Genomic DNA, 23152 nt, shown 5'->3' on the forward strand with positions numbered 1-23152 from the left:
CCTGTTTGCAGCCACAGCTCTTTAACATGGTTTCAAAACTACAACACAAAGGTGTCCACAGAAGCTCGACTTACTGACACCATGGGCCCCAGGTAGGCGCGTTCTCAACGATATCGATTGAGGTACTGAGCTCGTATTGCATGCGCTCAAAGACTCTGTTGAGAGCCGGGTAAGCATTTGACTCTCTCAGGATACTCACCAACTGCAGCAGTTCCCGGCCTTGCGCCAAGGGCATTTGAACGTCGCAATAGACTGTGTCGTCATCGTCTGCCTTACCCATCTGCCTCTCCACGTAAATTGTGGTTGTTGCGTGCCCTTCGGGAGCGGCTGTCGTGAACCGGGTTTAAGTCTCGGCCCTACGCGGTTTCATCCTCGTGCCTGTGCGCTCCGCTTACATGCGAGCGCATAAATCAACGGTTGAACCTTAGCTTTGTCATGGATGAGGAAGTGACGCTAGATGCTTCCCGCCTCCCCCACTGACTCGTGAATCGATATTCAGGTGGTAAAGCCGTACCACTGATTGCGCAAGGTGTAACGCAGCCACGTGTTTTCCTTAGCATGCACCCAATACCCAACCCACTTATTATCGAGGTCAAACTGATTCCAATGGTTCGCCTTTGCCGAGATCAGCACCCCACTGAACTCGGCATTGACGTCGTACATCAGCACAACACGGTCGTTTGCTCGGGCGGTGAACCCATCTTGCACAAGGTCGAGATTCCATAGATACAACCCTTCAATGTTGGACGATACGTTCGGGTTCAACGAACTGCTGACCTTGGGATTAAGACGTGACGAGACCCTAGGATTGAGGCTTGAGGCAACCTTGTAGTTAAGACTCGTAGCGATCAGCGGGTTGTTGCTAGTAGCAACATGAGGATTCAGGCTGGTGGCCACGAACGGGTTTTTGCTCGTCGCTACGTTTGGATTCAGCGACGTAGCCACCGTAGGGTTCAGCGAGGTTGCTATGAACGGATTTTTCGAAGTGGAGATGGATGGATTTCGACTTGATGGAACCTTCACTGGTTGCTCCTTTCGCTCTAATTGGCCGCAGACTGCATTTAGTCCGTCTCCTTGCTTCTTAGAGAATAGACGGCCTGACGTTGTCTATCCAGCCGTCTAGACACGGGCATAACACCCCGGCACCACGCGCGAAAATTAGTAGATGACTAACTTATCGCCAGGCCATCCGTAGATTGGCGTGACGAATAGGCAAAACGATCAAAGCCGACTGGTTTCGTTTATGATTTTATCCGATTGTCCTGACGAGCCTGTGCCTGGACTTACAGCAAGGAAGGTTTGCCAGGTGCTCCGCGATGCCATCTTCGGGCGGCGCCGGATGGTTACCCTGGTGGACGAGAGGCATTGATCGCATGGATTCGCGATCAACTCGATGCCGGCGAAAGCGATGTCACAGACCCAAGGCCTGCTTGATGCCCGACTTATCGCATCGTTGTTTTTGATGCCCAAGATCTGCTTTTTTTGGGAAACCCGCCCAAAAAGGCCTTTTTTCTTCGGCCTATGCTTACCTCTCACATGACGAGGTACTGAAGATGTTTGATTTTCTAAAAAAGAGACGCGAGGCCGAACAGCAGCGCAAAATCGAACGAGTCTTGGATGCCCAGGAAGCGTTTTTGGCTCTGTATGAGACGTCCACGCCGGTCACCCTGCAGGAGGAACTCAACGCCGTTGCTAAAAGTTTTGAGCAAGGACGGCGCGATGATCGAGGGTGATTTGGAGTGAAATAGTAAGACCAGTTTTGGCATTCACGGGCCGCTCGAGGGGGTAATGAGGAGTAAATTAGGGGTAATTCGCATACCTCTCATTGCCCCCTGAAAAACTCTAAATAATCGGTCAACCTTCTGATATACAAGGTGTTTTTAGTATCCTGATACTATAGGTCTCTCTAGAAGCGACCCTGCGCCTTGAAGTACAAAGGAGCCAACGTAGAGAAACCAGGGTTAGCAACCATGTTGGAATTAGCTAAAGAGATCGTGAGTAGCGGGCCTTCGGGAGTTATCGCCTTGCTGGCATTTGCAGCATTCGGCGTAGCTTGGAAAGCTCTATCAGTGCTGGAATCAGTGAAAAAGAAGGACAAGGAATGAGGCCATGGTCGAAAGTGCCGGCATGGTGGTCTGATGAGATTGCGCTCCTTCGAGGAGGGGCTCATGCAGGTCGGTCTCAGGCGATGCTTCGTGTCGTCTTCGCCCTGGCAACGATGACCCCCACGGCGAAGACATACACAGTTGTCTCCTCTGTCAGCGAGCTGATGGAGCGCACAGGATTAAGTCGGCCAATGGTTCGCCAGGCCTTGGTTGACGTGGAAGCGCGGGGGTGGATTCGACACAAGCCTGGTGGAGGCAAGCTCAAGTCCGAGTACACGCTGGTATGCCCACATTTCGAGGCAGAAAAGGACGGCTACTACTACAAAATCCCAAACAACGAGGTTGTTAAGAACCTTCCGAAGATCTCTCGCCGAGGGGAAAAGGCGCTTGCGGCGCTTAAGATCTACGCCGTGCTACTGATCGTCCGACCGAATCAAGCAAGGATCTCGAGCATCAATGTCGAGAACTTGAGAAATAGGGCTGCTGTACAGTGGACTTCTCTAAGAGACGGCTTATCGATCCTCGCTACGCACGGCATGATCGTTGTCGATAAAGCCCCTGGTGATGATGGTGAGTACGTGAAAAACCAATACGTGATCAAGGGTGACATTGTCAGAGAAATCCCGGCGTGATCCATGGCCGCGCTTGGTAAGTATTGTCGCCGGATGTCGTGTGGAGACGTGAGATGACGGCCTCCAGAACGATGTGCCAAGCTGATCTACAATTTGACCACATAGCAATCCGGCTATGTAATCAAAGGAGGCCAAATGAGTTCTATCGACGCTACTTGCAGTTGTCATCCAGACTTCCTGATAAAGCAGTTTTGCATAGCTTGCGATGGTAGCAAGGTACGCAATAAAGATCGCGAAGCTACTATCTTCCGTAATCGAGACAGAAAGCTTCCAACACAAGTTGAATATTTAGAGTTTGATGGAGGTCACTGCAAGAAAAAGTATAAATCATTAACCGAGGATTGGCGGTGCCCGTGCTGTAACCGTACAAAATTCGAGTTGCTCCGCTGGGCTATGCGATTTCCTAAAAGCCCATCACGTTTTGAAGGCTGGGTTGTTGGTCTTCATACACATCACGATCATGCCAGCGACGCCTATGGCGGTATGTATACCTTGCAAGGAGCTGCAGCCGCAAGATTCGCCCCCGTAATAATATGCGAGCAGTGTAATTCCGCAGACTCCTCTGCAAAGAAAAAACTTGGCCTACCAGAGAGCTTTACATTTACTCCGATTGAGATTAAAAGCTTTATATTTCCCACCGCGCACGGCTGGCACATTATTAACTACAAGGTTGCGCAGGACGCGTATCGCAAATTCGTAACGTCGGGGACTTTACCAAAATTCTTCTGAATCGAGTTTGGATGGAACTTAAATATTTTTAAAAATTCTAAATTTAATGGTCAATTCGCTGATGACAACACTAAATCAAGAAAAACTATGAGAAAACATAACGTCCAAAATTTTCACCTTTATCATCGGCCTTCTTAATACCATTCTTCTGGCCGTTAACATCACTGTAGCCATCGTTCCACCTACCGCACCCTCAACTCAACCAATCCCGATCATCCTGATCACCTACCGCCACTGTTAATACGACTCCACCCCCGGCTCAACTGGGGGGCTAGGTTCCGACATTGCGCTTGATCCGCAGGAAGAAGGGAACATCTGCTGGTAATGCTTGAATGCAGGCCACGCATTCCTCAGCTTTTGCTAACCTAAGCTGATTGTGAAATCACCAGGCAGGGAGATCGATTTGAGCACCGAAGCGACAGGGGATACCGGATTTAGCATCCATGGATTTGTGACTAGCGATATACAGGAAACGATTGATCATGTTACTGGAGAAAATCCAGAGTGGTTTTCTCTGCTCAGGGATATCAATCAGCTCCTGCAGAAAATAGTTATTTCAGGATTTGAAAAGCATCATGGTAATACCATGGATGTGAAGGTGCTCACAATGTTCTCTGCCCTGAGGTCACTGAGCAATTTTCAGTCGGCTATTATGAACCTTGAAAGAGGCATGGTAGTAGAAGCAAGGATCATGGCTCGGTGTCTTTATGAAAACTCATTTTGTATCGGCGCCTTGGTAGACAATCCTGATACATTTATCCCATTACTAAAACACGACAGCGTAGCTGCAAAGCGGGGTCAGGCTGTAGCATTGAAAGAAGGCAGCCACTCTTTAACTGCCGACGTTGAAGCAGCTATGGATGAGCGGATATCTGGAGACAAGGGAAAGCACTTGAAGTGGAAAGATATTGCCGAAATGTCTTCTCTCTCTAGTAATTACCTTATGTACAAGCATCTTTCTGACGATGCTATGCACTACTCAGCCTCTTCGCTAAAACGCTATATAGTCTCCGACAAAGAAAGCAACACTTGGAGTGGCTATAGGTTTGGGCCCGCTACAAAATATGAGGTGATTCGTGCAGCTAACTTTTGTGTATCACCTACCCTGGCAATCATGATTGGCTTTCTCGAGGCAACAGACGATACATCATATGATAGAGAGGTAAACCTGGTGCTGGACAGATTTACCTCTATCACCTCAAAGGGCTTGTGAAATTTAATCCTGCATATCTGATTCGAATGCTGTGATAAAGATTCTTTTCCCTTCAGGTGTTCTCATGACGATGCCGCCATTTCGTAGCACCTTGGCATCGTCAATTTTCTTTAGCAACTCTTCTCTTTTATCTTTGTTGGTTTTATATATTGTACCAACTGACTTTCGATATATGGCATCGTACATATCATTCATTAGCTCTACATGCTCACCAAGAATGACTTTTAGATCTACTTCGGTATATTGTAGGGTAGTATTGTTGTAGTAATCACAGCGCATACCTGAAAGGGTAAATCGAACTGGAACAAAGCTTTCAGTGTTTCCAGCCTCGCGATTAGCATAATCAACACTGTGCGCGCCAAGCTTATTCCTGACTTCACGCACTTGAAGGCTTGCCACTGTGCTCTCAATGTCGCGAAGGTTCGGGACGTTTGCAATCCGGTGTAGGTTGAGCAGAGCTTGTTGCTGAATGTAAGTGGCATTCACGACGCCATACAAACGGATGTATTTTTCCCCGAAGTCATCGTACTTCGTCGGGCCATCAAGGCCATACTTGCAAAAATGCTCAATGCCTAAAAGGCTGTCGTTGATAATGTCCATCGATGAGCAAATAAAGCCCCAGTCTTCAGCCTTTGTAAGCTTGAGCGCTGACTGAATAAAGACCTCGAAGTCGCCGTGGTTAGGCGTGTGCCGCATCGCTTTTTCGTTGATCAGTTCGCGGTATGCTTCGTTGTAGTGATGTAGCGCTTTGAAGAGTTGTTCGATCATCAAATTGGGACTCCCTCTGGACTGTTCAGACTACACCAGGGCATCGAGGACACCAATGTGGCGTCAGGTATCCTGTCCCCTCTCACGACCCGGCTAAGCCCAAATGAGCGAACCACACAACTGCAGTAAATACTTCCCCTCGTGATTCGTGCCGTCGAGCGCGCAGGTTTACTCCTGGAATGAGAGGTTTGCAGGCCTGGTGGGCCAAGGGAATCTGGCGACGAAGCCGATATCGACGTCGAGCTCGAAGAACTCTTACGACCTGAGCTGTTGAGGGTGCGTGGTTGCGATTGGTGGGGAGAGGAAACCTGTCATTTACTCACTGGAAACGACTGGTGATGGGTGGTCGACCCCAACGACGGCACCAGCGATTTCCTTAACGGTCTAAAGGGATCTGCGATCGCGGTAGGGTTGCTTTACAGCAACCAGCCAGTCTTGGTGTAGTGCACGCTCCGGTTACTCCTGACGGCATCTCTGATTGCCTGGCGTGGGCCCAGGGCATGGATCACCTATTCCGAAACGGCGTGCCCACGTTCGTAGACCTTATAAATCAGCAGCTTCTAAGCAAAGCCTTGTGATGGTAGAGCAGGCGTTCAGACGTGGGGCGAGCTCTATGCAGGGATGTTCATGGTCGATGTCGAGGGATGGAGCATTATGATCTTCGACGACTGTGATGAGCTCGACTACTGCGAAGCGTGTGTGAGCCCGGATGCACGCCGCTGGTCATTCAACTCCAGAGATCGGTTTGGCACAAATCCCATTGCGCTGCTATCTGTGTGGGAGCATCAGACGCTTGAGAACCTGCTGAATGCGCTCTGAAAACCATATCCAATGGTGAACGCCTTGATGGGTTAGCTGTAGTGAACCAAGCTATGTCTTGACCCGAGAAGCTTCAACATCCACGCCTTCGGCTTCGCCGGCCTGGCTCACATGGAATAGAGAGGGAATTCATGACCTGTATCTTGGTTGCCCATATAGGTGATGAGGTCATCATCGCGGCTGACAAACGTGTCACCCAAATCACCGAGTACGGCGTAAGAATCCCTTGCGGTGACAACGAAGAGAAGATCGTCAGGACAGCGGTTGGCGTCATCACTGGCGCAGGCTCAGTAGCTATGCTGGATTCTGTCAAATCGCTCGTCAGAGATCATGGTTTCGACAGTCCTGACGAAGTATTGAGATTGATCCTGCATATCCGCGACTCATTCTCAGAGGTACATGCCAAAAGCCCTCGCCTAGCAGCCGACCTGGCCGAGACATCATGGATGTTCACGTACCCGACCGTGGTAAATGATCAGGCGGTTACCCGGTTCGTCTACTTCCACCAGCATCACAGCGCCGAATCCTTATGCGGCCTAACCGAGGGTAGAGTGATGTGCTTCCCTGGTGGCTTCTCCTTGGAGCAAGCTCAGGCGTTGCAGGCTAGGCTGCAGGCCGTGGTTACTGAAGCCCTCGAGTCTTTGCCGGCAAGCCAGGTAAGGCAGTCTGTAGTGTCGTGCATGCTCACGTTGATTAGTGAGACTGCTGCCATCAGCGAAACTGTTTCAAGCACCTGTGATATTGCGATTATAGACGGTAGGCAGGTAAATATCGCTCTGTCCGTCACGGAGAGCGATGACGTTCTGGAATTCATTCCGATGGCCCACCTAGCAGCTTCGTCAGCCGTGCTGGCCCTGTGAGAGGAACTGAATAATTTGTAAAAATTGCACGTCTCAATCGCCTGGTTACAAAACCACTCAGAGGAGAATTTAGTTGGAAACGCTCACCAACCACAGAGTATATGAAGAGCTTTTCAAAGCGGAAAAAATGCCTACCTCATGCCTGCTTTGCGAAACAGGAGAGCTAGACGAACTCGGTCACATCATCCCCAAGTTTGTAATGCGCTGGCTAAAGCGAGCCAGCAAGCTTAATAGCTTCTACTTCAACAATGATCGTGACAAGATGGTGGCCGACACCCCGGCCTTCAAGATGATGTGTAACACTTGCGAGGATAAATTCTCAAAACTCGAAAAACATTTCACAGACGATATTTTCAAAAAGTATTATCGAGGTAATACGCCAAACCCAATACATGACGAAGTTTATAACTTCGCAATCTCCATCGCATGGCGATTAATCGTGTCGACAGAGCGTCTAAAAGACACTCAACCACAAGAGAAGGCCTTCGAAGCGATCTACTCACTTTCAGAATCGCTGATGCGAGACTACCTAAACAACAAAGCCGAGAGCTGCTACCACTCAGTCTACGCATTACCTATTGAAAACCTAATCAAAAACATTCCAGAAAACCTAATAGACGATAACGCGCTAAAATACTCAATTAGACAGGGATTGAAAGCCCATTTCATCGCTGATGAGAAAGAAAAAATAGCCCTATCCCTACACCACCTCCCCATCATCCACTTCAAAATTGGCTGCTATTACTTCTTTATTTTCCAAGACAACTATTTCGCAGGATCCGAGTTTAAAATATGCTCAAGCAAGGTTTCCAAATTCAAGGAACTACATGTTCTTGACTACTCCCCAGACCTACTAGGCTTTATGGAATGGCTCATGGATGGCCGCTTTTTCGAAATCAACACCAACGATATTGATCCTAAAAGCTATACACATAGAAATGCCCGAACCCTATGGGATCTCACATTTGGTGGCAAAAGAGCCATGAGTGATCCTGAATAAGCTGGCCATACATCTCCGAGATCACGAGAGTAACCTCTCCCAATCGCAGAAGGGCTGCAGCAGGAACACGCTGCGCGCCTTACGGGCCAACTGTCGCGAACAAGCCGGAACTAAGGCGGCGCCCCAGCCCTATGGCTCCGATCCTAGCACCTCCGCATCCCTGGCTGAGCGCTCCTATTGGCCTGGGATACGCCTGTCATTACTCAATCTATCCCGCTGTACCTCGATGAGGATATCGATTTCAGTCCTTGCCTTGCCCCACTCCTCATCATTTTTCGGTTCAGTGAATAGATGACTTGGCCGGACGGATACGCTCGAACCATGATCTCGCGACACTAACCCTTGCTGAGCTCGCTCGTGATGAGGTGACCCAGGCTGCCGGGAGGCTAGAGGCTGAAGGTGTGCGAGCTCACCTGTTCGATGATTTCGGTGAGAAGAACACCCCAGACTCTGTGTTCCCGAACAATTGGTTCTCCACTCACCCTGATGGGCATGTCGCGATCTACTCGATGTATTCGCCAAACCGTCGTTGAGAGAGGCGTCCAGACGTAATCGAGATGCTCAAACAGGAGTATCGGGTTCAGGACGAGATTGACTATTCTGGACTTGAGCAAGACGAGTTGCTCCTCGAAGGCACCGGGGTCATGGTATTCGACCACATGTCTCGCGTGGCCTATGCGGCGCGTTCGAATAGAGCAAATCCGATTGCCTTGGAGCGAGCCAGTACACACTTCAATTTCGAGCCAATGGTGTTCGATACGGCGGATGAGAAGGGAGTGCCGATTTACTACGCCAACGTTTTGATGTGTGTGGCGACTGAGTTCGCGCTGGTTGGTTTTGGCACATTCACTAACATGGCTAGAGCTGAAGAGGTCGTATGCGCCTAATCGAATCAGGTCGAGATATTATCGACCTGACCAACCAGCAAATCAATGAGTTTGCCGGCAATGCAATCGAGCTGTCCGGGAGAGACGGTCGAATCCTGGCCCTCTCTCGCCGAGCCTTTAGCAGTCTGACCAAGGAGCAGTGTCAACGCATCGAGCGTTCAGTAAGATTGGTGCCGTTGGATGTTCCAACTATCGAGATAGCCGGTGGCTCTGTCCGTTGCATGATTGCTGGAATCCATATTTCTCCTCGGAAGTGATCCTTCGATAAGAAAATCCCGATCCTCGGGCGGTGGGGATTTTTCTACATTACCTTGAGACAGTGTTTGTCGAATTGTGCTGAAGCATCTTTGACGTGCACTAAAACTGCTAAAATTATTACGAGGTGAATTTTAGTTTAGATTTGGGAACTCTCCAAAAAAAGGCGGAACGATTCGATAAAAATCGTCTCGGCAGCGCTCATCCGCTGTTCTCGATTCCACATAAAAAAAACGTCTACATCGACAACGCCATCTGCTGGCGGTAGCCGCCAAATTAGTCCGTTGTGAAGGTCGATATCAACTAAGTGTTCGGGCAGACACCCTATCCCATAGCCCGCGATTATCAAGCGTCTAATTTCCTCAAAGCTTGATGACGAGGCGACTATCTTTCCGGTAAAACCCTGCTGATCTCGAAACACGGTAAGTGGTGACAAATTACCGCCAATTTGATCACTGGTAAAGCTGACAAAGTTTTCACCTTTAAGCGCTTCCAGTGGCAGCCTGCGGTGACCAAACAGCCTATGGCGTTTCCCACAGAAAAATGCGTAGCGCTGGCGTAAAAGGCGCAAACGCTCGAGCTTGGTTTGAGGAAACCGACACAACCCCAGGCCTACAGTTGCGGTTTTCTGATTCAAAGAGCTCTGAATATCTGAGCTGCGCATCACGTCGACTTCTATCTCAACTCTTGGATGATCGAGGTGGAACTGAACTAAAAAATCATCGTACAAAGTGGATTGGACTTGGCTGATTGTCAAAATTCTAACTTTTCCAACAATGTCGTCTTGTGGGTTTCGAATCGTCATGACGAGTCGCGAAAAATTGCCATAAATCTCTTCAGCAATGCGCAACACCTCCTCACCTGCTGGCGACAAATCGAATCGGGGGCCCCGGCGCAAAATCAATGCGCAATCCATTTGCTCCTCTAGACGCTTTAGAGACTGACTCACTGCGGACTGCGTAATGAACAGGCGAGCAGCAGCGCGGCTGATACTTTTTTCCTGACCAATTGCTAAGTAAGTCCTCAGCAGATTCCAGTCCAGTCGGTCAATGACGGAGCGTCTGCTTTGAGGGTTTTGGGCATTTACCTGCATGTCCTTGTTATCCATTTTTCACCATTAGTAGGTGGGCTAATAATCAAATTAAGTATTAGCAAATTGATTAATCATTAAGGCTAAGCGATAAATCCGCCAAGCGCCACAGAGCGCTCCTTGATCATTCTTAGATCTCTGCCATAAAAGCCAATCCTGAGGGTCTTGTATGCAAACCTCCCCCAACCAAGCACGCCGTGCGGCAGCCGCAGCGTTTGTGGGCACTACCATTGAATTCTATGACTTCTATATCTACGCCACCGCTGCCGCACTGATTCTGGGGCAAGTGTTCTTCCCCAGTACAAATCCAGCCCTGAGCACACTGGCTGCTTTTGGTACATTCGCGGTGGGCTTCATCGCTCGACCCATGGCTGGGATGGTGTTCGGTCACCTGGGGGATCGCCTAGGGCGAAAAAAAATGCTGTTGTTCACTATGGTTTTGATGGGCATTGCAACCACTGGTATCGGTTTGCTACCAAGCTACGCCAGTGTCGGAATCTGGGCCCCTATCGGCCTAGTGATACTCAGGATCCTGCAAGGGATTTCTGTTGGCGGTGAGTGGGGCGGTGCGGTACTGATGGCGAGCGAACACGCCCCGGCAGGCCGCAAGACTTTCTATGCCTCCTTTGCACAACTGGGCAGTCCTGCAGGCCTTTTGCTTGCGTTGATTGCCTTCCGTGCAGTGACTTCATTGGAACCTGAAGAGTTCGCCGACTGGGGCTGGCGTTTACCGTTCTTGGCAAGTGGCGTATTAATGCTTATTGGCTTGGCGATTCGCTTTGGAGTGGACGAGTCCCCTGAATTTAAGGCTGTTGCTGAAAAAGGTGAAACCGCTAAGTACCCCGTGCTTGAAGTTTTACGAACCTGCTGGCGGCAAATTTTCTTCGCAGCGTGCGCTGTCACGATTGGTTCCGCGGGATTTTTCTTCACTAATACCTTCATGATCACCTATGTAACGCAATATCAAGGCATTTCGCGGGCAACAATTCTCGATTGTCTATTCATTGTCACAATACTTCAGTTTATTTCCCAACCGATAAGCGCATTGCTCGCTGAACGCATCGGCGAAGGACGTTTCTTGAAACTTGCAGCGCTTCTTTCGATGGCCATGCCTTATCCAATGTTTGTGCTTGTAACTACCCAAAACCTTGTGTTGATGACCCTAGGCATTGCGATGGCAGTGGTTACATTGTCTGCGCTCTACGCGGTAATTGCTGGCTATATGGCCCAGGCTTTCCCACCACACTTGAGATACAGCGGCATTTCCATTGCCTACCAGTTGATCAGCGCCATTGCCGGTGGTAGCACACCCATAATCGGTACTCTTCTTGCCACTCATTACGCAGGACAATGGCTCCCGCTGGCGATTTTTTTCAGTTTGCTGGCAGGCCTGTCCTTGTTCGGCATTTGCGGGTTAGCTCGGCTTCGCGGCGAAACCGCCGCAGTTGCGCAGCCAGTACCTTAAATCAGGAGCTAACATGTATAAGCCCGCTACTATCGATTCTTTGGAATGGCAAGCACGTTGCGACTTAGCAGCACTGTATCGGCTGATTGCTCATTTCCGTATGACAGACCTGATCGACACACATATAACACTGCGCATACCAGGGCCAGAGCATCACTTCTTGATCAACCAATACGGCGTAATTTTCGACCGTATGAAAGCCAGCGACTTGGTGCGCATAGATCAGTATGGACGGATAGTCAACGGTGACATCAAGGGCAGCCGAGTGAACGCAGCTGGTTTCATCATTCACTCAGCCATTCATATGGCACGGCCTGACCTAAATTGTGTGATCCATACGCACACCGCAGCAGGCATGGCAGTAGCCGCGCAGGAGCATGGGTTATTACCAATTACACAGCATGCCTTGAAGTATTACGGCAGGCTTGCTTATCACACGTACGAAGGGATCGCACTGTCGTTAGACGAGCGCGACCGTCTGATCGCTGATCTCGGCACGCACAACGCGATGATCCTTCGCAATCATGGTTTGCTCGCTGCTGGCGGGGATGTCGCTCAAGCATTCCACGAGATTCATTTTCTTGAACGCGCCTGCCAAGCTCAAGTGCAGGCGCTTTCAGGCAACACTGCCTTGGTGCAGCCCAGTGAAGAGGTATGCCGCTTGACTGCACTGCAATTCAACCGAGATGAGTCTAAAGAAATTGTGCAGTTGACTTGGCAGGCCGTATTGACACTTATCGAAGACCAACGAGAGTCTTATTGCTCATGACGACCATCGTGCTTATTAGCAGTGATGAGCTATTGCTAAAACAATTGCAGACCGCATTCGCTGAACACGCACCCGGTGTGAATGCGGTGCTTGTGGACGATCCTGCAGCGCAAGAGGCCGAAGTGGCAGCGTGCTGGTATCCGCCCGCTGGCAGCCTAGCGAGATTTCCAAGGCTGCGTTTGGTTCACTCAGTGGCTGCGGGAGTCGATCATTTGAGCACCGATCCCACTTGCCCAGTCGTTCCAGTCTGTCGCGTCGTTGATCCTGGCCATCGTCTGGGCATGATCGAGTATGTTCGTTGGGCAGTCCTGTATTACCACCGCGATTTTGATCGGGTCATCGCCCAGCAGCCATTAACCCTGTGGAAGCGTCATCCACAGCGGGCCGCTGGCCAGTTCAAAGTCGGCGTTATGGGCTTGGGCTCCTTGGGCGCGGCAATAGTTGCTGATCTGGTCGATGCCGGATACGACGTTCGTGGCTGGGCTCGCAGCCCTCGAAAACTTCAAGGCGTTGCCTCTCACCACGGCGATGGTCAGCTCGACAGTTTCCTCGATGGCTTAGATTTGCTTGTCAACCTGCTACCGCTGACCGACGCCACGAGCGGCATCCTTAACAAGCGCACTTTTGCCAAACTGGCGCAGGGCGCTGCCATAGTCAACTGTGGGCGTGGTCAACATCTGGTGATCGACGACTTGCAGCAGGCACTGGCTAGCGGTCAATTGCGCGGTGCGGTTCTGGATGTTTTCGAAACGGAGCCGTTATCGGGCGATCATGTTCTTTGGAAAACACGTGGAGCTGTCGTTACACCGCACATGGCCTCTGCTGCTTCGCACGAATGCATTGCTCGCCAAGTCGCAGAAAATACTCGCCGGCTTTTAGCAGGTGAGGCTTTGAAAAACGTGATTGACCCTTCGCTAGGCTACTGATTCAAAACGCTAGAGGTATCGCATGAAAGTATTGAATTGCAACGGCGATCGGCTGTGGAACAGCCTAATGGAAATGGCCAGGATTGGCGCAACCGAAAAAGGCGGAAACTGTCGCCTAGCCCTTTCGGCTGAAGATAAGGCGGGTCGAGAGCTGTTCATGAGTTGGTGCAGAGACGCCGGAATGAGCCTGGCATTCGACGCTATTGGCAACCTGTTTGCCCGTCTTCCAGGCGTTGACGACTGCCTAGCACCTATCGTCATGGGCAGCCACTTGGACACTCAACCCAAAGGTGGCAAATTTGATGGTATTTATGGCGTATTGAGCGGTCTTGAAGTAGTTCGTAGCCTCAATGATCAAGGTATTCAAAGCCAGCGACCAATTGAAATCGCTGTTTGGACGAATGAGGAAGGCGCGCGGTTTACTCCAGCCATGTTCGGCTCTGCAGTGTTCACCGGTATATTGCCGCTGCAAACTGCGTTGGATGCTTGTGATACCGACGGCATCAGCGTTGCCCAATCCCTCGAAGCGACCGGTCATTTTGGTGAGCAAGCCTTCAAACGCCCCTTCGACGCATATTTCGAAGCTCATATCGAGCAAGGCCCGATCCTTGAAGATAACGGTTTGCCCGTCGGTGTCGTCACCGGAGGCCAAGCTATTTGCTGGCTGGATGTGGTGGTCAAAGGCATGAGTGCCCATGCAGGTACTACACCGATGGTGCTGCGCAAGGATGCCCTGTTCGGGGTCGCAGATATGGCAGCACAACTGGAAGCGCTTTCCACCGATTTTGCACCAAAAGGCCTAGTGACAATTGGTCAACTAAACATTGCAAAATCATCGCGCAATACTATTGCTGGCAGCGTGACGTTTACCGTAGATCTGCGTCATCACGATGATGCGCAGATCGCGATCATGGAACAGCAGGTACAAGAGCGTTTCCAGCGTGTTGCCGATAACCGTGGGCTCACCCTCAACATCGAGCGTCACTGGCTAAGCCCCGCTACTCCATTTGATGCTGATTGCATTGGTGCGGTACGACGGTCTGTCGAGGCGCTCGGTTATCCGCATCAGGACATCGTAAGCGGTGCCGGTCACGACGCCATCCTCCTGGCCCGCCATTGTCCAACCACCATGGTTTTTATCCCTTGCGTCGGAGGTCTGAGCCACAACGAGGCTGAGGACGTATTACCAGAAGATGCAACTATGGGATGCGATGTTCTGCTCAATGCCATAGTCGATCGATTGAAACGTTAAACCCCCTCTGCGGCGCGACCAGAGCGACACACTAAGAGCCCCAAGAGGCCCACATCACTATAACAAGCGCCCGGACGCGGGCGCTGCTACCAATATCTGCCAGTTGAAAAACATCATCCGTGAGCAAGCGCTCGTTTGGAGATATAAGGCATGAATGATTCTGCGTGCATACCAGATCCGCTTTCTACTAGGAAGCGCCGGTCAACATGAAAAAAGTCGCGGTCGCCAGCGTTATTGGTACCACGGTCGAATGGTACGATTTGTTTGTATTCGCGACGGCGTCGGCATTGGTCTTTAACAAGATCATATTTCCAGCCTTCGATGCGTTGGTCGGCACTCTACTAGCGTTCGGCACTTTCGCTTCGGCTTACGGAGCACGAATTGTTGGCGCTGACTTGTTTGGCCATTTTGGCGACAAGCTGGGCCGAAAATCGATGCTGCTTATCTCCCTGATACTGATGGGCACGGCGACCTTCGCCATCGGGCTGTTGCCTGACTACGCCGCCATAGGCATCTGGGCACCCATTCTGCTTTTGACCTTACGCATCATCCTGGGTCTGGCATTGGGCGGCGAATGGGGTGGCGCGGTATTTATGGCGGTCGAGCATGCCCCTGCAAACCAACGTGGCCTGTACGCCTCGTGGGCCAGATTGGTATTCCAACAGGCACTATGATCGCCAACCTGGCATTCCTTGGTATCGCCGCATTGCTCTCACCGGGAGACCTGTTAGCCTGGAGCTGGCGCATTCCGTTTCTGAGTAGCGCGCTGTTGATCATAGTGGGCTTGTACATTCGCCTGAACATCACCGAAACACCTGCTTTCAACCAAGCGAAGCAAACGTAAGAACAGGTCAAGGTGCCTCTTGCAGAAGTCTTTCGCAAATTCTGGAAACAGGTGATTTTAGGTGGTATCGCCACCATGTCCACCGGCTCCTCGTAACGTCGGCTTAAGAGAAATTGCTGCAGTAGCGAGCGTCGACGCCGCGCTGGTCAGTCGCTACTTTGGTGGTAAGGAGCAATTGTTCGCCGAGATAATTCGGGGCGCTTTTAACGTCGAAGAGCATTTTCCGCCTCAGTTGGACTGCATCGGGGCATTCCTGGTTGAACAGGTATTGAATGATAATCCTGATGCCGAAGATGACGGCTTCAATCCGTTGAGCTTGATATTACTGGCAGCAGCAAGCCCCGAGATGTCGGCTGTCGTATCGCATCGGTTCCAACTGGAACTCGTGCAACCACTGGCGCGCAGGCTGGCTGGCAGCAACACCAATGCCCGAGCCGCATTAATAGGCTCGTACGTGATCGGGCTTGCAATCATGCGGCATTTGCTGAAATCACCCGATATGGCTGCGCCCTTACATGATGACTCTGTGGCGTTAGTGATTACAGCAATTCAATCGTGCGTTACGTGTCGTGCTTAAAAATCTTCACGACACGGGGAAGTGGAAGCCGAATAGAATGACCTCTGATACCGTGTTCACGCACCTTAAGTCCCTGGGAGAGCTGTACTTAAGGGCGTAGTGCTGGAGGGAATCGCCAGAATCCTAATGCCTTTTCAAGGTTCTGTCGCGGCATACAGGCCACTTGATCGCGCTTATGGTCTTCCCCAAACTCTCGGCCATGCCATTGCTTTGTGAGTTTTGAACCAGCATGGTGACTGGCTGTAATTCGATCTGATGCGCGAAGAAGCGTGTCTGCTCCGCGAGGCATGCTGATTTATCGTCAATCAGCCATTGCACTGACATGTAGGGGAACTCTTTTCTACTCTCTCCAGACTCAAGTCCTGATTGGCTTCGCCGCTGTAGTCAGTCGCGCTGGTCACCCAGGCAATCGCTTCACGGTCGCAGCAGCCCAACGCAAAGCTCACATTCAACTTGGCGCTATCGTCGCAGCGGAATTCAGAACCACCAGAACACCACCGAACGCTGCGAAGGAAAATGCCCTGCCCTCCTGTTGACTCGCAACACCAGGCTGTTTACACGGCGGGGTGCGTGGTATATCGGTGCGACAAACATGAAAAAAGAACGCGATACGCTGCTACCCTTTTTTCCTTATCGAAAAAATGTCGGTCAGCCGCACGCAACAGGTAGTAAATTCTGATGTTCGGGAGCAAGCATGAGCGGATTCAACCACTATCGTCTCCCATCTCTCGATGCCCTTTTGGCATTTGAGGCCGCAGCACGGCTGGAGTCTATTGATCGAGCCGCTGAGTCATTATCGGTTACCAGCAGCGCTGTCAGAAAGCGTATATCGGGTTTAGAGCAGCTTCTTGGTGTCATACTTTTTAATCGTCCCGGAGTTACGTTGACACTCACCGCTCAGGGCCTAGCCTATCTTGAACAGATCACACCGATACTAGAACAGTTGATTGCCATTCCTATGCACAGTCGCCTAACTCAGAGAAAGCAGCGACTTTCCATCTGCTGCCCCCCCACGTTCGCTCGTCAGATTCTAATTCCCCGTCTTCCAGAACACAGCGATGCCCTCCCGCACATAGATCTGCAAATCCAGCTATCGGCGCCGCTGGCGCGCAGCATTGGCGCTAATTTCGACGTCATTATCTGCGGCGATTGCGCTAAGGTGGAACCGGAGCACCGGCTTTTGGACGAGCGGCTACACCCTCTTGCGGCACCAAGCCTCCTTGCCAAATACGATTCGATGGATCTGCCTGAAGCTATTTCCCGACTCCCCTTACTACGCTCACCGTTGGAGCCTTGGCGTCCTTGGTTTAAGGAAGCCCAACTGAATCTACCAGAACCTAATGCTGGCCCAGCGCTGCTCGACTTAGGCATGCTGTTGGAAGCAGCCGCAAACGGCCAAGGGATGGTACTTGCTCGGCCATCGCTGGCTACATCGTGGTTGGCTGATGGAAGGTTAGTACCCTTGGGTAAGATTCATAGCCTCCCCTCGTTTCACTACGAAGTGCGCGTGCTTCAACCTTCGGTAGCAGCTGACGAATTCGTCACCTGGTTAAAGCAAATTTGTTGCGAGGCGGTAGCCAACTCTCGAGCACAACTGGAGCAATCGCTCTAAAGGAAAAAAATGCCTAGAGGAAGCGCGTTTTTTTCCACATCATCTCACCCCATAAGCGCTAGCATCCCCATCAATATCTTGGGGAGTGGCTGTATGACCATCATTACTTGCGTAGAAGATCTTCGCCTGTTGGCTCAGCGGCGTGTGCCGAGGATGTTCTATGACTACGTCGACACGGGCTCGTGGACTGAGAGCACTTATAAAGAAAACGAAAGTGACTTCGCGCAGATTAAATTCCGTCAGCGGGTAGCACGCAACATCGAAAACCGCTCACTGAAAGCAAAGATGCTTGGAATCGACATGGCCATGCCAGTCGCTATCGCCCCAACCGGGCTCGCTGGCATGATGCACGCCGACGGTGAAATTCTTGCGGCTCGGGCTGCAGCATCGATGGGCACTCGCTACACCTTATCGACCGTTAGCATTTGCTCGCTGGAGGACATTGCTGATGAGGTGGGATCCCCTTTCTGGTTCCAGTTGTACATCATGCGCGACCGTGACTTTATCGGTCGTTTGATAGATCGGGCAAAAGCAGCCGGTTGCGATGCACTTGTGCTTACTCTTGATCTACAACTCAGCGGCCAGAGGCACAAAGATCTGAAAAACGGTCTGAGCACCCCTCCTCGGCCAACCGTTGCAAATATCCTGAATATGCTGAGCAAACCCCGCTGGATCAAAGGAATGCTCGGCACCCGCCGACATTATTTCGGTAACATCATGGGTCACGTCAAAGGCGTCGATGACCTGAGCCAGCTTGCTCAATGGACATATGATCAATTCGACCCGAGCCTATGCTGGGATGATATTGCTTGGGTAAAGCAGCGCTGGGGTGGAAAACTGGTGCTGAAAGGCATTCTGGATGTAGAGGATGCACGAATGGCAGTCAAGGTCGGCGCCGACGCAATCATCGTGAGCAATCACGGCGGACGTCAACTTGATGGTGCACCTTCGAGCGTCATGATGCTGCCCGCCATTGTTGACTCTGTAGGCGACCAGGTCGAAGTCTGGCTCGATAGCGGTATCCGCAGCGGACAGGACGTGATCAAGGCGCTGGCTCTAGGCGCCAAAGGCACTCTAATCGGTAGAGCCCACCTTTACGGCCTTGGTGCATTAGGGGAAAAGGGTGTTCGACAAACCTTGGAGATCATTGCTAAAGAGATGGATCTTACAATGGCGCTTTGTGGCTATACCGACATCAACCAAATCAATCACGACATTCTGTTACCAGGTAGTTACCCAACACCATAATTAACTCATGGTTGCAACACTTTGCTCGAATCTATTAAGAAGGTTGGTGAAAAGGTACGAGCGTTCATTGCACTTTCCCTCGACGCGGGCTGGAGCCCACGGGTTGCAAGGCCGAGACGGAAGAATGGTCGCTATCCCAAAAGGTGGCCATGGTCTTCAAGGACGAGATGGACGAATGGTAGCGATCAAGCCGGGCGGTCACGGCCTCCAAGGTCGGGATGGAAGGATGGCTGCGATCCCGAAGGGGGGCCACGGCCTTCAAGGAAGGGATGGACGCATAGTCGCAATTCCGTCAGGTGGACACGGCCTTCAAGGGAGGGACGGGCGCATGGTCGCGATCCCTAAAGGTAAGCACGGCGTAGAAAATGACAAAGGGCGAATGCAGGCGAAAGGTTAGCACCTGCGTAATCTCAGAATCTTTCCTACCAGTCGCATACAGATTGGGTTCTTGGTAATGCACTCTATGGGGATCAGACTAATATTCGCGGTATTGTCGTCGCGGAAGATGTATATCCAGACGTACGTCAAGCTACATCAGTCGACGTTACGAAAGGTAGATGTACTAGCAAATTTCCTTGGTAGAACTTTAGATGGCTCTCTTAAGACCAACGCCAAGTGGAAAGACACACACGGATTTTCGCCAAAAATTATTGGCGAATATATAGCGATGCACTGGGTGTTCACGTTGTTAGCCGGACTCATCGGCATTGCGTCAGCGATATATTCTGTACTTTAGTCTAGTGATTGAGCGCAGACCGCTTATTGTGAAAATTGCTCGAAATTCACTGCCGTTCCCTACCTTCAGTAACATCTGATTTTCTCAACGACCCAATATGAGAAAAGACCTGCAGGGTCGCGCCTTTCATAACATCTGAAGCAATAGTGAAGGCCTCTCTCCTTCACGATCATGGCATCACCTACTTCGCTGAGGTCAAGGGGTGGGCACGGCTAGCGGTTTACTGTGGGTCATCACTGAAGACTGCGTGGAGACGGGTGGGGTTGCCCTTTAGTCAGACGCAGGAACTCACGAAGGCTTGCACGTCCATTTTCCCGCTGGAAAGTAGCGAGCACATACCGCGAATTCACGGTTGTCATCACCCAAAATCGCCCCTCGCGTTCGACTTTCAGCACATCAGAAGTCCGGATCAGATGGCCGTCGCCAAAACGACCGTACTGGTCTTTACGCTTGTGGCCGAAAACTACGCCGATGCCTGCGCGCGCTTTAATTGAAACCCCGCAAAGGTAAGCGGTCACCGGCAAATCGAAGCCTTGAGCTTCGGCTTTTATGATGCGGATGAGATCAAAGTCTGTATGACGTTTTCCATGGAAATTTACATCTAAGGTGTCCAGCATAATTGCGCTCCATTGGGCAGTCCGTATGGCGTTATCAGGAATTGCGCACGGAACCAAGGGCGCAGATACCGTGCAGGATATTTGTTAATCTCAATTCCCTTGGATCATGCTCCAGAGAAAGATGAGCGTCAGATTCGTCAGCGCTTCGACTTTGAAATCTGAGTGATGCGAGGTGTGGTAAACCGTCCCCTCAGCCACTTCCAGTAGGAAAACCTCGGAGCCAGTCTTGTCCTCGCCTACTGTTACTTTGGTTAACCTCTCCATTTGCCAACCTGCAGTCTTATTCATCCAAGAAGGCGTTACAGCCATTATCTCGGTGATCGCTAAACCAGCTCCCTGACTCACCAACATCTCTTGAAGCTTGCGCGTGTCATCAACCATCAACGCACACTCGGTGAATCGCCCCTCGTTTTCGACCCTCAGGGTGAGGTGATACCAAGGCGTTCGCAGCAACCTCGACACTCCACGCCAATGGGATACACCCTCCCCGAACATACCTGGGATGCCTATAAGGTCATTATCTATGGTTCTGAACATGTGTCGCCTCAAGCTGCTGGAGCACATCAGTTGCCCAGCAGAAACCGGTTGGTAATCAGAAGATGGAAAATATTGCTTCGATGGACGAAGACTTACGATGGCCCGGCCCGAGCAAAACGTAGACAGAGTTCCGCGTGGCGAACAGGAAGCCTTCTTTGAAAGAAGTGCCCATACTCGAGCGCACCCAATGGCCGGGCTCAAAACGACGCTGCTCGTCATGCACAACTTTGTGGGCAAACAGGAACATTGGCTGGCAACCGGCAGCGATTACTTTGGCTCGCTCGGCGTCGGTGACAATGGCGTCCAAGATGACCCACTCTTCAACGACGCAGAGTGGAAGCCTTTTGTAGCGCTTTCGGGCCGCAGCCATCGCGTCTTCGAGGTTGAGTTCTGAGCCGACTAGAGAAGCGCCGCTGCCTCCCAAAATCCCTTCATCGAAAACTTCAACCATCTGCAGCCTCTTGAATTTATGACGAGTGATAGACCGACTACAGGAGGCTTGGGGCTTACTTGCGGGCCGGCCCTGTGCACCCAGGCCGATTCACCGCTCTCCAGTAATTTCCATAAATTGCCAACAACGACTCGGCGGACGCATTGGAAGGGCTGGCCTGTTCTGCCATCCGAACCAAACTATGCGCAATACTACCTCATTTTGATATTTAACGGAAACCCTCCTGTGTGGCTATATCCTGACTTTTGAGTGAGCCATGCAGCTTAGAATCGCACTCGCAGGCGTAATCCGAGCACTGCGCCTGCAGCGTCAGCTTCGACACGAAGACCTCTCCGACGCCTCCGCAAAATCCAAACTCAGCGCCCTAGAGCGAGGCGAAACAAGCATTACTCTTGAGAAGTTCGAGAGCCTAGCCGAGGGCCTTCGCATAGATCCTCTAGCTCTGCTAGCTCTTTGTATGTCCAAACGGCTGAATACCCCCTATCCCGCTCTCATGGAGACAGCTTTAAAGCAGCTTCGCGCGTTTGAGAAAGAAGGAGGTCTAGGGACTCTTGCTGAGCAGCTTCCTGATGGAGAGGTCGCCCACCGTAAGCCTGGCAAACCTCAGAATAAGGAGAGCGAAAGCATCGTTCGCGAGCTAAAGGCGGCAGGGATGAATCAATCGCAGATTGCACGTGAGACCGGCCTAGCTCTTTCGACTGTCCATCGATACTGGAAGAGGATTAATACGACCGACCCTGGAGTGGATGGATGAGGAGCATGGCGCAGGTTTACCGCTACCACTCTTGAGCGTACTGGCGATAATTCGAGTAGACGAGTAGTTGAACATTTGTCCGCCGACAGAGTGAGCCAAGCAGGTCTGAATATACTGAAAATTACCTACGAGCGATTGCGCGCTTCCGTACCGGATCGAATACCAATTCCAGGCACGCTAATGCTGTACGCTTGTCGTGCAAGTTACCTAGCTGACTGCTGCCCAAGAACAGCTTTCTCGAGCATTGAGGGGCCCTCGAATTGAAATCAAACTGGGGATGTGACGTCGAGACATGTTCCCATGTGGATCCCGGTGAGCAGCAATCCTAGTGAGTTTTTTTAGCCAAGTACCACTCCGTTGAGATGTTTTATGAATCCGGATTTAACTGAAGAAGAAATGCGTCGTGCTCTATTCGGTACGCCTCAGCCCGAAGATCAGGTGTCTACTCCTCTAGTGCAGGAGCCATTGCCAGAGATCGTTTTCACGAAGCCGGTAGCAGCTCCAGTCGCCAAGAAGAAAGCGGCAAAAGCGTTTACACCTAGGCTCCGGGTCACGCTCCGGGTTGGGAACAAGTTTGAGGGGGAAATGACCGAGTTGATTCACGAGGCTGATACGTTGAGCTCGTTGCTTGCTGAGCAAGAGGCAGTGAAGGCTGCTAGGAAAAAGTACAAGTACGTAGAAGTGGTGTCAATCAAATCGATGTAGACGCCCCTTCTGACGTGGTGAGGCGGCTGGGCGTGCGCTCACTATGATCACTGATTGCGGCAACTGTATGGAACGGCTAATCGTCGAGATAACGACGTACGTTGTGGTCAAAAGTGCAAGCGGAGGGCGCCGGCCCACGACGGGCCAAAGGCTTGAGGATGAACGCCCGGAGGGCCAAAACCTGGCGTAGTCAGGGTTTGGTTCACGACAGCCGTACCCCGAAGGGGGCAAGCCCAAAGCAGAGACAATGTGAACCATCCTCAAACTACGAGGCAGGAAAGTCGCCGAAGGTCTCGCGAAG

General features: G+C 51.3%; 24 protein-coding genes and 4 pseudogenes. 21 read left to right on the forward strand and 7 right to left on the reverse strand.

Going from position 1 to position 23152, the window contains the following annotated elements; translation table 11 throughout:
• Positions 1-70: 70 nt before the first annotated feature.
• The gene (locus tag NL116_RS22465) at positions 71-280 is read right to left on the reverse strand and encodes a hypothetical protein (RefSeq protein WP_494374088.1); all 210 of its coding nucleotides are present in this window, start codon (positions 278-280) and stop codon (positions 71-73) included.
• A gap of 215 nt (positions 281-495) precedes the next feature.
• Positions 496-1023, reverse strand: a complete 528-nt coding sequence (locus NL116_RS22470) for a hypothetical protein (protein WP_494374089.1) — start codon at positions 1021-1023, stop codon at positions 496-498.
• Positions 1024-1553: 530 nt separating this feature from the next.
• On the opposite strand from NL116_RS22470, the gene NL116_RS22475 reads away from it, so the two are divergent.
• The 5 genes from NL116_RS22475 (at position 1554) to NL116_RS22495 (ending at position 4679) form a co-directional block, all read left to right on the forward strand.
• Positions 1554-1733, forward strand: coding sequence for a hypothetical protein (locus NL116_RS22475; protein WP_494374090.1), 180 nt, complete (start codon positions 1554-1556; stop codon positions 1731-1733).
• Between the two features lie 237 nt (positions 1734-1970).
• Complete coding sequence (locus NL116_RS22480; protein ID WP_258347475.1) at positions 1971-2105, forward strand: hypothetical protein; 135 nt, start codon at positions 1971-1973, stop codon at positions 2103-2105.
• Positions 2106-2188: 83 nt separating this feature from the next.
• Complete coding sequence (locus tag NL116_RS22485) at positions 2189-2737, forward strand: hypothetical protein (protein WP_494374091.1); 549 nt, start codon at positions 2189-2191, stop codon at positions 2735-2737.
• A gap of 135 nt (positions 2738-2872) precedes the next feature.
• The gene (locus tag NL116_RS22490; protein ID WP_494374092.1) at positions 2873-3466 is read left to right on the forward strand and encodes a hypothetical protein; all 594 of its coding nucleotides are present in this window, start codon (positions 2873-2875) and stop codon (positions 3464-3466) included.
• A gap of 403 nt (positions 3467-3869) precedes the next feature.
• A complete protein-coding gene (locus NL116_RS22495; RefSeq protein ID WP_494374093.1) occupies positions 3870-4679 on the forward strand; it encodes a DUF5677 domain-containing protein in 810 nt (269 codons plus the stop codon).
• A gap of 3 nt (positions 4680-4682) precedes the next feature.
• On the opposite strand, the gene NL116_RS22500 is transcribed toward NL116_RS22495, so the two are convergent.
• Positions 4683-5447: a hypothetical protein gene (locus NL116_RS22500; protein ID WP_494374094.1), complete on the reverse strand. Its 765-nt coding sequence runs from the start codon at positions 5445-5447 to the stop codon at positions 4683-4685.
• A 129-nt stretch (positions 5448-5576) separates the two neighbouring features.
• Between NL116_RS22500 and NL116_RS22505 the strand changes: the two are divergent.
• From NL116_RS22505 to NL116_RS22530, 6 genes and pseudogenes are all read left to right on the forward strand, one after another.
• A pseudogene (locus tag NL116_RS22505) lies at positions 5577-6013 on the forward strand (inositol monophosphatase family protein); the annotation flags it as partial.
• 31 nt (positions 6014-6044) lie between these two features.
• A pseudogene (locus NL116_RS22510) lies at positions 6045-6266 on the forward strand (DUF7693 family protein); the annotation flags it as partial.
• Between the two features lie 131 nt (positions 6267-6397).
• Complete coding sequence (locus NL116_RS22515) at positions 6398-7126, forward strand: hypothetical protein (RefSeq protein ID WP_494374095.1); 729 nt, start codon at positions 6398-6400, stop codon at positions 7124-7126.
• Positions 7127-7199: 73 nt separating this feature from the next.
• Positions 7200-8126, forward strand: coding sequence for a hypothetical protein (locus tag NL116_RS22520; RefSeq protein WP_494374096.1), 927 nt, complete (start codon positions 7200-7202; stop codon positions 8124-8126).
• 365 nt (positions 8127-8491) lie between these two features.
• A pseudogene (locus NL116_RS22525) lies at positions 8492-9013 on the forward strand (arginine deiminase-related protein).
• A complete protein-coding gene (locus NL116_RS22530) occupies positions 9004-9270 on the forward strand; it encodes an arginine deiminase-related protein (RefSeq protein WP_494374097.1) in 267 nt (88 codons plus the stop codon). Before NL116_RS22525 ends, NL116_RS22530 begins: the two are co-directional and overlap by 10 nt.
• A gap of 137 nt (positions 9271-9407) precedes the next feature.
• On the opposite strand, the gene NL116_RS22535 is transcribed toward NL116_RS22530, so the two are convergent.
• The gene (locus NL116_RS22535; RefSeq protein WP_494374098.1) at positions 9408-10376 is read right to left on the reverse strand and encodes a LysR family transcriptional regulator; all 969 of its coding nucleotides are present in this window, start codon (positions 10374-10376) and stop codon (positions 9408-9410) included.
• Positions 10377-10527: 151 nt separating this feature from the next.
• On the opposite strand from NL116_RS22535, the gene NL116_RS22540 reads away from it, so the two are divergent.
• From NL116_RS22540 to NL116_RS22575, 8 genes and pseudogenes are all read left to right on the forward strand, one after another.
• Positions 10528-11823: an MFS transporter gene (locus NL116_RS22540; protein ID WP_494374099.1), complete on the forward strand. Its 1296-nt coding sequence runs from the start codon at positions 10528-10530 to the stop codon at positions 11821-11823.
• 13 nt (positions 11824-11836) lie between these two features.
• Positions 11837-12592, forward strand: a complete 756-nt coding sequence (locus tag NL116_RS22545; protein ID WP_494374100.1) for a class II aldolase/adducin family protein — start codon at positions 11837-11839, stop codon at positions 12590-12592.
• Positions 12589-13518, forward strand: a complete 930-nt coding sequence (locus tag NL116_RS22550; protein ID WP_494374101.1) for a 2-hydroxyacid dehydrogenase — start codon at positions 12589-12591, stop codon at positions 13516-13518. The genes NL116_RS22545 and NL116_RS22550 overlap by 4 nt, the downstream gene beginning before the upstream one ends.
• A 22-nt stretch (positions 13519-13540) precedes the next feature.
• Entirely contained in the window at positions 13541-14770 is a 1230-nt protein-coding gene (locus tag NL116_RS22555) for a Zn-dependent hydrolase (RefSeq protein ID WP_494374102.1), read from the forward strand.
• A 206-nt stretch (positions 14771-14976) separates the two neighbouring features.
• Positions 14977-15707: pseudogene (locus NL116_RS22560) on the forward strand (MFS transporter); the annotation flags it as partial.
• Positions 15676-16191 (forward strand): TetR/AcrR family transcriptional regulator, encoded by a 516-nt coding sequence (locus NL116_RS22565; protein ID WP_494374103.1) that lies wholly within the window; start codon positions 15676-15678, stop codon positions 16189-16191. The pseudogene NL116_RS22560 and the gene NL116_RS22565, both read left to right, overlap by 32 nt.
• 694 nt (positions 16192-16885) lie before the next feature.
• Positions 16886-17803 (forward strand): LysR substrate-binding domain-containing protein, encoded by a 918-nt coding sequence (locus NL116_RS22570; protein WP_494374104.1) that lies wholly within the window; start codon positions 16886-16888, stop codon positions 17801-17803.
• A 93-nt stretch (positions 17804-17896) separates the two neighbouring features.
• On the forward strand, positions 17897-19051 hold the full coding sequence (locus tag NL116_RS22575) for an alpha-hydroxy acid oxidase (protein ID WP_494374105.1): 1155 nt from the start codon (positions 17897-17899) through the stop codon (positions 19049-19051).
• A gap of 969 nt (positions 19052-20020) precedes the next feature.
• Here the strand turns inward: NL116_RS22575 and NL116_RS22580 are convergent.
• The 3 genes from NL116_RS22580 to NL116_RS22590 all read right to left on the reverse strand — a co-directional run bounded on the left by NL116_RS22580 (position 20021) and on the right by NL116_RS22590 (position 21392).
• Positions 20021-20404 carry a hypothetical protein gene (locus tag NL116_RS22580; RefSeq protein ID WP_494374106.1) on the reverse strand — a complete coding sequence of 128 codons (384 nt, stop codon included), beginning with the start codon at positions 20402-20404 and terminating at the stop codon, positions 20021-20023.
• A gap of 90 nt (positions 20405-20494) precedes the next feature.
• A complete protein-coding gene (locus tag NL116_RS22585) occupies positions 20495-20785 on the reverse strand; it encodes a hypothetical protein (protein WP_494374107.1) in 291 nt (96 codons plus the stop codon).
• 211 nt (positions 20786-20996) lie between these two features.
• Positions 20997-21392, reverse strand: a complete 396-nt coding sequence (locus NL116_RS22590; protein ID WP_494374108.1) for a DUF6957 family protein — start codon at positions 21390-21392, stop codon at positions 20997-20999.
• Positions 21393-21648: 256 nt separating this feature from the next.
• Between NL116_RS22590 and NL116_RS22595 the strand changes: the two genes are divergently transcribed.
• On the forward strand, positions 21649-22146 hold the full coding sequence (locus NL116_RS22595) for a helix-turn-helix domain-containing protein (RefSeq protein WP_494374109.1): 498 nt from the start codon (positions 21649-21651) through the stop codon (positions 22144-22146).
• Positions 22147-22515: 369 nt separating this feature from the next.
• Positions 22516-22851: a hypothetical protein gene (locus tag NL116_RS22600; RefSeq protein WP_494374110.1), complete on the forward strand. Its 336-nt coding sequence runs from the start codon at positions 22516-22518 to the stop codon at positions 22849-22851.
• Positions 22852-23152: the final 301 nt, after the last annotated feature.

The sequence above is a fragment of the Pseudomonas sp. FBCC-B1667 genome (assembly GCF_059133255.1).